This is a genomic window from Kitasatospora sp. NPDC059327 (assembly GCF_042752535.1).
Taxonomy (GTDB): Bacteria; Actinomycetota; Actinomycetes; order Streptomycetales; family Streptomycetaceae; genus Kitasatospora.
Genome location: NZ_JBHYYB010000014.1, coordinates 44,862 through 58,434, shown reverse-complemented (window position 1 = coordinate 58,434; position 13,573 = coordinate 44,862). Strand labels below are relative to the sequence as shown.

The 13,573-nt window shown below is 74.8% G+C and carries 8 protein-coding genes; 3 read left to right on the top strand and 5 right to left on the bottom strand.

Translation table 11 applies throughout. From position 1 onward, the window contains the following. Positions 1–126: 126 nt before the first annotated feature. A complete protein-coding gene (locus ACFXHB_RS11560; protein WP_380573775.1) occupies positions 127–951 on the bottom strand; it encodes a lysophospholipid acyltransferase family protein in 825 nt (274 codons plus the stop codon). Then, complete coding sequence (locus ACFXHB_RS11555) at positions 948–1,925, bottom strand: GNAT family N-acetyltransferase (RefSeq protein WP_380573774.1); 978 nt, start codon at positions 1,923–1,925, stop codon at positions 948–950. Before ACFXHB_RS11555 ends, ACFXHB_RS11560 begins: the two co-directional genes overlap by 4 nt. Positions 1,926–2,152: 227 nt before the next feature. Between ACFXHB_RS11555 and ACFXHB_RS11550 the strand changes: the two genes are divergently transcribed. Further along, positions 2,153–2,650, top strand: a complete 498-nt coding sequence (locus ACFXHB_RS11550; RefSeq protein WP_380573773.1) for a hypothetical protein — start codon at positions 2,153–2,155, stop codon at positions 2,648–2,650. Positions 2,651–2,711: 61 nt separating this feature from the next. Here ACFXHB_RS11550 and ACFXHB_RS11545 read toward each other — a convergent pair whose 3' ends face one another. Continuing rightward, positions 2,712–4,091 (bottom strand): serine hydrolase domain-containing protein, encoded by a 1,380-nt coding sequence (locus ACFXHB_RS11545; protein WP_380573772.1) that lies wholly within the window; start codon positions 4,089–4,091, stop codon positions 2,712–2,714. A 476-nt stretch (positions 4,092–4,567) separates the two neighbouring features. On the opposite strand from ACFXHB_RS11545, the gene ACFXHB_RS11540 reads away from it, so the two are divergent. Further along, positions 4,568–6,241 (top strand): carbohydrate binding domain-containing protein, encoded by a 1,674-nt coding sequence (locus ACFXHB_RS11540; protein WP_380573771.1) that lies wholly within the window; start codon positions 4,568–4,570, stop codon positions 6,239–6,241. Positions 6,242–6,580: 339 nt separating this feature from the next. Continuing rightward, on the top strand, positions 6,581–7,417 hold the full coding sequence (locus ACFXHB_RS11535) for an NPP1 family protein (RefSeq protein ID WP_380573769.1): 837 nt from the start codon (positions 6,581–6,583) through the stop codon (positions 7,415–7,417). 67 nt (positions 7,418–7,484) lie between these two features. On the opposite strand, the gene ACFXHB_RS11530 is transcribed toward ACFXHB_RS11535, so the two are convergent. Together ACFXHB_RS11530 and ACFXHB_RS11525 are read right to left on the bottom strand one after the other, a co-directional pair. Then, entirely contained in the window at positions 7,485–8,816 is a 1,332-nt protein-coding gene (locus tag ACFXHB_RS11530) for a M1 family metallopeptidase (RefSeq protein ID WP_380573768.1), read from the bottom strand. A 77-nt stretch (positions 8,817–8,893) separates the two neighbouring features. Further along, positions 8,894–12,775, bottom strand: coding sequence for a Pls/PosA family non-ribosomal peptide synthetase (locus ACFXHB_RS11525; protein WP_380573767.1), 3,882 nt, complete (start codon positions 12,773–12,775; stop codon positions 8,894–8,896). Positions 12,776–13,573 lie beyond the last annotated feature (798 nt).

Below are 13,573 nucleotides of genomic sequence, written 5' to 3'. Positions count from 1 at the left end.
AGGCCGCCGCCGGTCCCAGCCCGTCACCGGTCCCGGGTGGTCGCCGGTGCCGATCGTCCGCCGGCCCGGGCGGTGGCCGGTCGCGACGGGTGCCCGCGGTGGGCACCCGGTCGCGCCGGCCGGAGGTCACCGGCCGGTCGCCTCCACGGCCGCCTGCGCGGCGCGTGCCAGCTCCCGGCGTGGCCGCCACCGGTCCACCGGCCATCCGGTCCGGGCCTCGGGGGCCGGGATCGGGGGCAGGAACGTTACTTCGGCCACCAGTCCACGGACCGACACCACCCGGGCGATCGAGGCGATCAGCCCGTCCTCGCCGACGAAGGCGGGCACGCTGGTCGCCCGTCCGTCCGCGAGCCGGTAACGGACCGTCACCGGCTGCACGGGCGCCCCGGCCTGGACGGCGGCCTCGAAGAGGGCCGGGCGGAACCGGCCGCTCTCCCGCCCGCACCAGGTCGAGCCCTCGGGGAAGACGACCACGGGCCGGCCCGCGCGCAGCAGTTCGGCGACCGCCGCGACGGTGCCCGGGAGGGTGCGCAGCCGGTCGCGGTCGAGGAAGACGGTGCCGCCCCAGGCCACCAGCGGGCCGAGGACCGGCCAGCGCCGGACCTCGGTCTTGGCCAGCGAACGGCCGGGCCGGCCGGCCGCGATCAGCGGGATGTCCAGCCACGAGACGTGGTTGGCCACCACCAGCACGCCGCCCCCGCCGGCCGGGGGCGGCGCGAGGCGGACCGAGACGCCGAGCGCGCCGAGCAGGGCGCGGGCCCAGAACCGGACCAGTCCGTCGCGCGGCCCCCCGGGCAGGGCCCGCACCGACGGGGTGAGCGCGAGGCCGACCACCAGCACGGCCAGGAAGGCGGCCAGGCGCAGGACTCGTCGGGGGACTGCCACCATCGGGCCGGGCTCGGTCAGACAGGACTCCGGCGTGCAGGGGGCCGTCGGCAGCCAGGCACTCATGAGAGCGGTCCGGGAGCGGGTTCCGCGCCGCCGTGCGCGGTGGCCGGAGTACCGGCGGTCGTCCCGGAGAGGAAGTGCCGCAGGTAGCGCGGGTCGGTGCGCTCCAGTGACAGCAGCACGTACAGGTCGGCGGTGGCGAAGTCCGGGTCGTGGGCGGGCGCGCCGCAGACCCAGGCGCCCAGCCGCAGGTACCCGCGGAGCAGCGCCGGAAGGGCGGCCCGCTCGGCCCGCGGCAGCCCGGCCGGGTCCCACGGCCGGTGCGGGGTGACCCGGTACTCCTCGGGTGCGAGGTACTTGGCGCTGACGGTGTCCCAGACCCGCGCCGCCGTGGCACCGCCGTCGTCCAGCGGGATCGAGCAGCAGCCGCCGACCCAGCTGTTGCCGGTGTCCGCGAGGTAGCGGGCGATGCCGCCCCACATCAGGTTGATGACGGCCCCGTTGCCCCGGTGGTCCGGGTGGATGCAGGAGCGGCCCAGCTCCACCAGGCCGTCGCGGAGCGGGGTCAGGTTGCGCAGGTCGAACTCGCCGTCGGAGTAGAGCCGTCCGGCCCGCCGCGCGGCCTCCGGGCGCAGCAGCCGGTACGTCCCCACCACCGGGCCGTCCTCGCCCTCGCGCACCAGCAGGTGGTCGCAGAACGCGTCGAACGGGTCGACGTCCAGTCCCGCCACCGGGCTGTGCAGCAGGGCGCCGAGCTCGGCGGCGAAGACCTGGTGGCGCAGCAACTGGGCGGCCCGCACGTCGTCCTCGTCGCGGGCGAGCGCGACGGTGTACGCGGGGGCCCCGCCGAGGAGGACCGGTGCCGGGGCGGTCGGTGCCGGGGCGGCGGGAACGGGAGCGGGGCGAACGCCGGCGGGGCGGCCGGCGTTCGGCTGCGAGGGGAGCTGGACGGGAAGCTGGACGGGCAGCGGGGCGGGGAGTACCGAGGTGTGGCCGGGGGTGACTGCGGGCGGAGCGTACGTGGGGACGGTGGTCATGGCGGACCCTCCAGGGCGGCACGGACGACGGCAGCCACGGAACGCCGTGGCACCGGCCCGCACCGCTCGGTCGTGGGGCGTGCGAACCGGTATCCGTATGTTTCTCCGTGTCGGCTGGCGTCCACGTTGCGGTTCGGCGGAGCGCAGATGTGCACCTGTTGAATGGGGCCACTCACCGTCTGCCGGACACCTGTCCGGTGTGCGGGCGCCACCGTATGCTCCGCTCCATGGGGTGGAAAGCGGGGGCGGCACGGCGGCGGCCGATCACCGCGGAGCTGCGGGACGTCCTGCGGGTGCAGGTGCGGCTCACGGTCGTCCTGCTCCTCGTCCACCTGCTGGCGAGGCTCGTCGGACTGCCCACCTCGCCCTGGTGGATGCTGGTGGTGGCGATGGCCGGCGCGCTCCAGATCACCTCGGACCGGTGCTGGGAGGAGTGCCGTCGGCGGAGCACCCTCGTGTTCGCGCTGCTGGTCGCCCCGGTGGTGGGGGTGGTCCCGTTCCTGGCGGTCGGTGCTCTCCTCGACTGGGACGAGGACGCGACGGACGCGGCCCTGGCCCCGAGCACGGCCGTCGGTCTGCTGCTCGCCTCGCACGTGCTGCGCACGGCCCATCTGCTGCGCCTCGCCCGCCGGCCGGGCCCGGGCCCGGACCCGGCCGAGGGGCCGGCCGCGGCCGGGACGCGGGCCGCCGCCGAAGCGCCGGAGGCCCGCCGCACCCTGCCGTAGGCCCGCCGCACGGCGTCGGTGGCCCGCCGCACCGCCGGGGAGAACGGCGTGTCCTGACGCCTCAGAAGGTCTGCCAGCCGGCCGGGTCGACTCCGCCCGGGACGGCTTCGGCCGGACCGTAGGGCTCGCGGGTGAGGACGAAGGAGCCGAGGTCCAGGTGGCTGACCGACCCGTCGGCGGACCGCACCACCCGCAGGGTCTCGCCCGCGTAGTAGTTGTCCAGCCCCGTCCAGGTGCCGTCCGGCTCGGCGCGGAACCGCGAGCTGCGGGTGCCGCCGGTGAGCGGTGCGAGCTCCAGGGCACGGTCGGCCTTCAGGCGCAGCGTGTGCCCGGCGGCGCCCCAGTACCAGGGGCCGGTGAGTGCGAGCAACTCCTTGTCGAGGGAGGGCAACGGACGCCAGGGCTCGGGCAGCCGGGGCTCGTGGTGGGCGGTGAGGGCGATCAGCTCCGCCGCGACCCGCGGGGTGTTGCCGCCACCGGTCGCGTTGGCGAGGGCGATCGCCGCCAGGCCGTCCGTCTCGCTGACCCAGAGCCCGGCGGTGAAGCCCGGCACCGAGCCGGTGTGGCCGTGGAGCACGCGGCCCTCGTGACGCAGCAGCTGCAGCCCGAGCCCGTACCCGCCGGACCAGTTCTCGCCCTCCGGGCCGACGGCCGGCCGGCGCATCTCGGCGAGGCTGTCGGCGGCCAGCACCTTCGGGTCGCCGCCGGCCAGGAAGGCGGCCCAGCGGGCCAGGTCGGCGGCGGTCGACCAGAGTTGCCCGGCCGGTCCCATCACCCCGGTGTCGGTCAGTGGTTCGGGCAGCATGACATCGGCCCAGGGATGGACGGCGAAGCCGCCGGCGTGCGGCTGCCGGGGGAGCGGGGTGGTGCGGTCCATCCCGAGCGGCGCGAGGATCTCGCGGCGCAGCACCTCGTCCCACGGCTCGCCACGCAGGCGCTCGACCAGCGCGCCGAGCAGGGCGTAGCCCGGGTTGGAGTAGTGGTGGAGCCGCCCGGCCGGGTGCTTCAGCGGGTGTTCGCGCTCCAGGACGTCGCCGAGTTCCGGGCGCAGCGAACCGTCGGTCCGTTCCCACCAGGGTGCCGGGGTCTCGGCGGCGAGGCCGGCCGAGTGGGACAGCAGTTGGGCGATGGTGGCCTCGTCGGCCGCGGTCCCGGCCAGGTGCCGCTTCAGCGGGTCGGCCAGGTCGAGCAGGCCCTCGTCGCGCAGGCGGAGCACCAGGACGGCGACGAAGGTCTTGGTCAGCGAGCCGATCCGGTACTGCACGTCGGTGTCGGGCGCATGATCGTCGATCATGCTGCGGGCGCCGCTCCAGACCAGCCGGCCTTCCCGCACCACCGCGGCGACCAGGGAGGGCGTGCGGCCCTCGGCTTGCGCGACCGCGACCCGGTGCAGCAGGGCGCGGCGGGTCGCGGGGAGGAGCTCGTCGTACTGGTCGGTCATCTGATCCTCTGAATCGTCTGCTGGAGTGGCGGGACAGGCGGGCCGACCACGGGGGGATCGACCGCGGGGAGGTCGACCGTCACCGGACGGCCCCTTCAACCTACTTCGGACACCTATGGCATTTCACCTGCATTCCCGGGCCCTCCCCAGGGGCCCTCCCGGGTGGTCCGCCGCCGTCTCCCGGGCCGTCCGGGGGTGCCCGCCGTCCCGCTCCCGCCGGCCCCGCGGAGTCGGATCCCCCCCGGCCCGCGGTTCGCCGGCCCCGTCCCGTCCGGTCCGTGCGACGATCCGCGTGACGCCCCCGGTCCGGTTCCGGGGCCGGTGCGGTGACGGGACGTCCCCGACGACCTCGGACCGCCCGGTCTCCGCCAGGTCACCGTCCGCTCGCCGGACGGTACTTGACAGCACGAATTGGTCCAGTCCATTTTGGGCTCCTCCCCGCACCTCCACCCCCACACCCCCACTGGAGGTCACCGGTGCTCAAGCGCACCCGACTGCCCGCCGTCGGCGCGGCCGCCCTGCTCGCGGCCGCCGCCGCGTTCACCGCACCCACCGTCGCCCACGCGGCGAACCAACTCGGCAACCCCGGGTTCGAGACCGGCACCCTGTCCGGCTGGTCCTGCTCCGGCGGACTCGGCTCGGTGGTCTCCACCCCCGTGCACGGCGGCGCCAAGGCGCTGGCCGGTGCCGCCACCGCGAGCGACAACGCCAAGTGCGCGCAGACGGTCGCCGTCCAGCCCAACACCACGTACTCGCTCTCCGGCTGGGTGCGCGGCAGCTACGTCTACCTCGGTGTCACCGGCGGCGGCTCGGCCTGGACCTCGGCCGCCGACTACACCAAGCTGAGCGTCTCCTTCACCACCGGCGCCACCCAGACCAGCGCGGAGGTCTACCTCAACGGCTGGTACGGGCAGGGCACCTACTACGCCGACGACCTGAGCCTGGACGGTCCGGGCGGCGGTACCCCCGCCGACACCCAGGCGCCCACCACCCCCGGCAACCTGCGCAGCACCGGCAAGTCCGCCACCAGCGTCGGCCTCGCCTGGGACGCCGCCACCGACAACGTCGGCGTGACCGGCTACGACGTCTACCAGGGCGCCACCAAGGTCGCCACCGCCACCGGCACCGCCACCACGGTCAACGGACTGACCGCCGCCACCGCGTACAGCTTCACCGTGAAGGCCCGCGACGCGGCCGGCAACACCTCCGGCGCCTCCGCCGCCCTCGCCGTCACCACCGACCCGGGCGGCGGCGGCACCCCGACCGGGTTCAAGCAGGCCGCGCCCTACCTCTACAACGGCTGGGGCAACCCGCCCGCCGCGGCGACCGTCATGAACGCCACCGGCGTCAAGTGGTTCACCCTGGCCTTCATCCTCGCCCAGAACGGCTGCAACCCCACCTGGGACAGCCAGCGGCCGCTGCTGAACGGGGTCGACCAGGCGACGATCAACGCCGTCCGCGCGGCCGGCGGCGACGTCGTCCCGTCCATCGGCGGCTGGAGCGGCAACAAGCTCGGCCCCAACTGCGCGACCACCGCTGACCTCGCCGCCGCGTACCAGAAGGTGATCGACGCCTATGGGCTGAAGGCGATCGACGTCGACATCGAGAACACCGACGAGTTCGAGAACACCGCGGTCCAGGACCGCGTCCTCGGCGCGCTGAAGATCGTCAAGCAGAACAACCCCGGCCTGCGCACCATCCTGACCTTCGGCACCGACACCACCGGCCCGACCTACTACGGCAACCGGCTGATCGAGCAGGCGAAGGCGCTCGGCGCGGACATCGACGTGTTCACCATCATGCCGTTCGACTTCGGCAACGCCTCCACCGACATGTACGCCGCCACCGTGAGCGCGGCCGAGGGCCTGAAGGCCAAGCTCAAGTCCACCTTCGGTTGGGACGACGCCACCGCCTACGCGCACGTCGGCATCTCCGGGATGAACGGCCTCAGCGACACCAACGAGGTCACCACCGTCCAGAACTGGACCGCGATCCGCGACTGGGCCAACAGCCACCACATCGCCCGGCTCGCCTTCTGGTCCGTCAACCGCGACCGCGGTTGCGCCGGCGGCGGCCTGCAGGAGACCTGCTCCGGCATCGCCCAGAACGACTGGCAGTTCACCTCCATCACGGCCGGTTTCACCGGCTGACCCGTCCTCCGCGGCACCGCTCCGGCCGGTCCGGGCGTCTCCCCCCCCGGGGAGCGTCCGGGCCGGCCGGTGTCCGTTCCGGCCGCCTGCCCGCGCGCACTCGGCGTCGACCGGGCCGGGCCGGCCGGCTCCGATCGGCGGCGGGCCCCGACCGGCCCGCGGGAAACGCCCCTAAGTCATATGACCGGGTGTCAGGCCCGATCGGCAGGGGAAGGGGGCCGACGGGCGACGAACCCGTCAGTCATCGGACGGATCCGCCCCGGCACCGTCCTCGGCCATGCTCGGTGCGGGCCGCCCCGCCGCCGGGCGGCCCGCACCGACTCCGACGAATGGGGACCCATGAAGACCTCCTCGCTGCCCGGCCCGGCCCCCGCGGCCCGGGTGTCCACGAGCGGGCGCGCCTCGCGCGTCCACGGCCGGATCGGGACGCTCCTCGGCGCGGCCGCCCTCCTGCTCGCCGTCCCCGGCCCGGCCGCCCAGGCCGACTTGCTGCCCAACCTGCCGCAGCGGGCCGGTGGTTACGAGGCCTCCTTCTCGCCCGCCTACGACTACGACACGGACGGCTGCTACGCGGTCTCCGCGATCGCCCCGGACGGCACGCTCAACCCCGGGCTGAACACCTCCGGCGCCATCAACGGGAACTGCCACGACCAGTCCGACCTGGACCGCTCACAGACCTACGCCCGCTCCAAGTGCAACAACGGCTGGTGCGCCATCGTGTACGCCAGCTACTTCGAGAAGGACCAGACGGTGCACGGTTCCGGCGGTCACCGCCACGACTGGGAGCACGTCATCTCCTGGGTCAAGCAGTCGTCCAACCAGGTCGAGTACCTGAGCGTCACCCAGCACAGCAGCCAGGCCACCTACCCCCGCTCGTCCGTGCGGTTCGACGGCAGCCACCCCAAGGTCGTCTACCACAAGGACGGCCTGCCGGGCCTCACCCACCTGTTCCGCCTGGCCAACAGCAACGACGAGCCGCCGGAGAACCACTACCACAACTGGCGCCAGCCCCCCATCGTCGACTGGAACGGCTGGCCCAGCACCTGGCTGCGGGACCGGCTCAACAACGCCGACTTCGGCTCGGCGACCATCAAGACCACCGACAAGGACGACCGTTTCCGGAACCTCCTGAACGCCTCCAAGCCCGGCGGCATCCCCTTCAACCCCTGGGCGTGAAACCCCCTCGTGGCCCGGGCACCCCTGGTGCCCGGGCCCGGGGCCGTCCCACCCGCCGTCCCGCCGGTCAGCCCCGGGGCAGCGGCGGGAGTTCCGGGCGGTCGAGCCAGGCCGTGAACAGGGCGTTCAACGCGTGGTCGCAGTAGCGGGCCGCGTGGGCGCGGAGGTCGGCGGTGCCGACCACGCCGTGCCGGTGGATGGTGGCCCAGTCCCGGAGCATCGGGAAGAAGGAGGCGTCGCCGAGGGTGAGCCGCAGGGCGTGGACGGTGAGGCCGCCGCGCTGGTAGAGCCGGTCGTCGAACATCAGCTTCCGCCCCGGGTCGCCCAGCCGCAGGTCCTGGGGCAGACCGGCCAACAGGCTGTGCGCCGCCGCGGCGTGCACCGCGGCGGCCGGCCCGCCGGCCCGCTCCGACCAGAGCCACTCCGCGTACTTGGCGAAGCCCTCGTTGAGCCAGATGTGGCTCCAGTCGGCGATCGACACACTGTTGCCGAACCACTGGTGGGCCAGCTCGTGGGCGATCAGCCGCTGGCGCTCCCAGCCCCCGCCGAGGTGGTTGGTGCCGAACGTGGCGACGCCCTGTGCCTCCACCGGGACGTCCAGCTCCTCGTCGGCGACGACCACCGCGTACTCGCCGAACGGATAGGGGCCGAAGGCCTCCTCGAAGTACGCCGTCATCTCCGGCTGCCGCCCGAAGTCCGCGGCGAACTCGGTGCCCAGCCGCTCGGGCACGTAGCCGGTCTGCCGGACGGCGGGGCGCTCGGCGAGCACCACCGGCCGGTACTGGCCGATCGAGACGGTCACCAGGTAGGTCGAGGTCGGTGCGCTCTGCTCGTAGATCCAGGTGGTGCTGGACGCGCGGGTGGTGCGGGTGATCAGCCGGCCGCCGACCACGACGGTGTACACCGAGGGCGTGGTGACCGCTATCTGGTACGTCGCCTTGTCGGCGGGCCGGTCATTGCAGGGGAACCAGGACGGTGCGCCGACGGGCTGGCTGGCGACCAGCGCGCCGTCGGTCAGCTCCTCCCAGCCGAGGCCGCCCCACGGGCTGCGCACCGGGCGCGGGTTCCCCGTGTAGTGCACCTCGACCGTGAACGCGGCGCCGGCCGTGAGGGCCTTGACCGGACGCACCCGCAGCTTGCCGGCCCGGTGGGTGTAGCGGGCGGGCTTGCCGTCCACCAGGACCCGGCCGATCCGGAACTCGGCGAGGTCGAGCGCGAACTCGGACAGCGCCGTCCGGGCGACGGCGCTGAGCCGGGCCGTACCGCCCAGCCGGTTCGGCCCCGGGCGGTAGTCCAGGGCCAGCTCGTAGCGGTGGACCTTGTAGCGGGGGTCCCCGTTGTTGGGGAAGTACGGGTCCGGGGCGGCGGTGGGGGCCGCCGAGGCGTGCTGGTGGTTCACCGGGCGGGGTTTCACCGGGTCGTGCGCTCCCTGCGAGCTGGGGGACGTGGAGGTGGCGGGCGGTGCGGACACGGCGGTCACGAGGTGGCCTGCCACACCTCGATCGGGTTGCCCAGCCACCGCGTGTCGGCGGGGACGGACTCGGCACGCATCACCAGCGAGGCCGGGCCCAGTGTGCTGCGCGCGCCCACCGTACTGCCGGGCAGCACGATGCCGCCCGGGCCCAGGGTGGCGCCCTCGCGGAGGATGACAGTATCCATCCGCATGATCCGGTCGTGGAAGAGGTGGGTCTGCACCACGCAGCCCCGGTTGACGGTGACCCCGTCCCCGAGGGTCACCAGGTCGGCCTCCGGCAGCCAGTAGCTCTCGCACCAGACGCCCCGCCCGACGTGCGCGCCGAGCGCCCGCAGCCAGACGTTCAGGACCGGCGTGCCCGGGACCGCGCCCACCAGCCACGGCACGGCCAGCACCTCGACGAAGGTGTCCGCCAGCTCGTTGCGCCACACGAAGCCGCTCCAGAGCGGGTGCTCCACCGCCCGGAACCGCCCGACCAGCAGCCACTTCGCCGCCACCGCCACCGCGCAGGCCAGCCCGCCGGCGGTGAGCAGCACCAGCCCGGACAGCAGCGCCGCCGCCACCGGTGACCAGCCCGTCGCCAGCCAGGAGAGCGCCGCGAGGGTCAACGCACCGAGCGCGCCGGAGGCCAGGACCGGCAGCAACCGGGCCACTTCGACCAGCCCGCGGGCCCAGAGCAGCCGGGCCGGCGGCTCGTAGGTGAGGCTCTGGTCGGCCTGGTCGGCCGAGCGGGGCAGTCGCATCGGGGGCATCCCCAGGTAGGAGCTGCCCTTCTTGGCCTTCTTCGGCGTCGCCGACAGCACGCCCACCAGCCCGCGCGCCGGGACCGCCCGGCCGGGAGCGGTCATCCCCGAGTTGCCGAGGAACGCCCGCTCACCGACCTTCGCCTCACCGAGCCGCAGCCAGCCGCCGCCCAGCTCGTACGGGGCGATCAGGGTGTCGTCCGCCAGGAAGGCGCCGTCCCCGACCGTGGTCAGGCTCGGCAGCGCCAGCACGGTGGACACCTCGGCGCCGCGGCCGACCTTCATCCCCAGGGCCCGCAGCCACAGCGGCGTGACGAGGCCCGCGTACAGCGGGAACAGGATCTCGCGGGCCTGGTCCATCAGCTGGGTGACCGTCCAGGCCTGCCAGCCGACCCGGCCGTGCAGCGGGTGCACCCCCGGGGCCAACCCGATGCTCAGCAGCCGCACGGCCGCCACCAGCTGCGCCGCGTACACGAGGCCGTACGCCAGGGTGGTCGGGAGGAGGCCGAGCAGGGCGCCGCCGAGCGCGGCGCCGAGGTCCTGGCCGGGGAGGACGAAGCGGGAGAGCACGGCGAGCCCGGCGAGCGCGGGGAGCACCGGCAGCAGGCTCAGCGCCGTGCCGCTGGCGCCGAACAGCGCCGCCCAGCGGGCCTGGCGGACCGGACGGTCCTTGGGCCAGGTCCGCTCGGCCCGGCCCAGCTTGACGGCGGGCGCGCCGCCCCAGCGCTGGCCGGTCGGCACCTGTCCGGTGACGCTGGAGCCGGCCACCACGTGCGCCCGCTTGCCGACCCGGGCGCCGGGCAGCAGCGTCGAGCGGGTGCCGACCACGGCCCCCGAACCGACCTTGACCTGGCCGATCTCCAGCCGGTCGCCGTCCAGCCAGTAGCCGCAGAGGTCGACCTCGGCCTCCACGGCGCAGCCCCGGCCGAGCTTGAGCATGCCGGTGACCGGCGGCAGCGAGTGCAGGTCGACCTCCGGGCCGACCTTGGCGCCGAGCGCCCGCGCGTAGCGGGTCAGCCAGGCGCCGGAGAGCGAGGTCGCGCCAGTGACCTCGGCCAGCCGTTCGGCGGTCCAGAGCCGCAGGTGGGTGCTGCCGCCGCGCGGGTAGCTGCCGGGGCGCAGACCGCGCAGCAGCAGTCGGGCGCCGCCGGCCGCGACCGCGAGCCGGCCCGCCGGGGAGAACAGCGCCAGCGCGCCGGCGCCGATCGCCCACCAGGAGGCGGTCGGCGCCCAGGGGTAGTCCCCGAACCAGGTGAGCACATTGCCGAGCGCCAGCAGGGCGACCGTCCAGCGCAGCCCGATCACGGTGAAGAGCGGGACCAGCAGGAGCAGCTGGAGCAGCTTGGCCCTGGTCGGGACCGGCGCGACGGTGCGGCTCTCGCCGCTGTCCGCCGCCGTCCGCTCCAGGTGGCGGGCGAGCTTGCGCAGGGTCGGCTGCTGGTAGATGTCCAGCACGGCGGCGCTCGGGTAGCGGGTGCGCAGCAGGGTGGTGAGCCGCGCGGCGGCCAGGCTGCCGCCGCCGATGGCGAAGAAGTCCTCACGCGGACCGCTGATCGGCACACCGAGGATCTCGGACCACTGCTCGGCCAGCCAGGCCTCGGTGCCGTAGAGCTGTTCGGTGGGGCCGGCGGCCTCCAGGTCGGGCAGCGGCCACGGCAGCGCGTTCCGGTCGACCTTGCCGGACGTGCGGGTGGGCAGGGAGTCCACGGGGGCGAGCAGCGGCACCAGGGCGGCGGGCAGCTCGGCGCGCAGCCGCTCGACGGCCAGCTCCTTGTCCCAGCCGTCCTTGGTGACCAGGTAGCCGACCAGCAGCTGGTTGCCGCCGCGCGCGGTGCGGACGGCGGCGGCCGCGCCGGCGACGCCCGGCAGGCCCTGCAGCGCGGCGTCGACCTCGCCGAGTTCGATCCGGCGGCCGCCGAGCTTGATCTGCTCGTCGCCGCGGCCGAGGAAGAGCAGACCCGCGGGGTCGGCCTGGACGAGGTCGCCGCTGCGGTAGGCGCGCTCCCAGCCGAGCGAGGGCAGCGGCGCGTACTTCTCGGCGTCCTTGACCGGGTCCAGGTAGCGGGCCAGACCGACGCCGCCGATCACCAGCTGGCCGGTGCCGCCCGCGGCGACCGGCTCGCCGGCCTCGTCGACCACGGCGAGGTCCCAGCCGTCCAGCGGCAGGCCGATCCGGACCGGGCCGTCGCCGGTGAGCAGTGCGGCGCAGGCCACCACGGTCGCCTCGGTCGGACCGTAGGTGTTCCAGACCTCGCGGCCCTCGGTGACCAGGCGTTGCACCAGCTCGGGCGGGCAGGCCTCGCCGCCGAAGATCAGCAGCCGGACCTCGTTCAGCGCCTCGGCGGGCCAGAGCGCGGCCAGCGTCGGGACGGTGGAGACGACGGTGATCTCCTGGTCGGCGAGCCAGGGGCCGAGGTCGGCGCCGCTGCGCACCTGGGAGCGGGGGACGGGCACCAGGCAGGCGCCGTAGCGCCAGGCCAGCCACATCTCCTCGCAGGAGGCGTCGAAGGCGACGGAGAGGCCGGCCATCACGCGGTCGCCGGGGCCGATCGGCTCCTCCTGGAGGAACAGCGCGGCCTCGGCGTCGACGAACGCGGCGGCGTTGCGATGGGTGACGGCGACGCCCTTCGGCCGGCCGGTGGAGCCGGAGGTGAAGATGATCCAGGCGTCGTCCCCGGGGGTCGGCCGGGTGTCCGCGGCTACGGCGGGCCGCTGGTCGCCGGTGAGGGTCAGGGCACGCCCGGCCCCGAGCACCCCGGCGACGGCGGCCTCCTCGAAGACGAGCTGCGCGCGCTCGTCGGGGTCCTCGGCGTCCACGGGGACGTACGCGGCGCCCGCGGCCAGCACGGCGAGGATCGCGATGTAGAGGTCGTTGGTGCCGGAGGGGACGCGGACACCGACCCGGTCGCCCGCGCCGATCCCGGCGCCGGCCAGTCGGCGGCGCAGCTGTTCGACCTCGGCGGCGAGCGCCCGGTAGCCGAGGACGGTGTGGCCGTCGTCCAGGGCGGGTTCGTTCGGGTGGGCGCGGACAGCGGCGTCCAGGATGTCGACCAGGGTGCGCGGGGCCGGGGCCGGGCGTCCGGGGAAGAGGGCCCGCGGTGACCGCTCGCTCTGCTCTGTCTGGCTCGGTTCAGCTGTCATGGCAGCCGTGCGCTCCTCGTCCTCGCCCCTGGTCCCGACCGTGTCCGGCCCTTGGGGCGGTGGGAGCACTCGGGTGAGCGGGTGACCCCACTCCGGGGCCGGAGCGGACAACCTGACCGATGGTAGCCCGGGGTGATGAACGGCGTACTGCCCGACACTTCAATCAACTTGCCTTGGAATGGCCGAATCTGACGGATCGTCAGTCAACAACTGATCTGCCCTGGGGTGGATGTGACGACATGTCACTCGACTTGACTGATCGTCAGATGAATTATGGGGAAGTGAGCCACGCCACACCGGATTGTGCTCCCTTCGGGTGGCGGGCGGGCTCCGCCGCTTCCGGTCGACTCCCGGCCGTGCTCCCGGGGCGCCCCCGTGGGCGTCGCCGGTCCGCCCCGCGGGGCCCGGCGGGCCTGTGGTGGGGCGGGCGGCCGACGGCGGTGGGCCGTCGGTGTCGGGCGGGCCGCTCCCGCGTCCGGCGGGTCGCTCCCGCGAGGCCTTCTCCAGCGAGTGTACGGCGACGGGCCCGGTCGGCGTCGGGCTCGCGCCCGGGGTGATGCGCGGTGGCGCCCGGTGGTCGGCGTGGCGCGGGGTGGGTCGACGGGTGCGGCGGTCACCGCCGTGGTGACCGACGACGGCGCCGCTTCCCGTGCTCGCGCGGACGGTGTGTCGACGCGGCCCTGGTGGCGCGGCGATGGGCGGCAGTGTGTGCGCCGCGGCCCGGGTCGCGCTCCACCGCCGGTCCGCCGAAGGGTTCGCCCTCGCGGTCGCGGTGGCCCCGGCGTGGCGTTCACGACG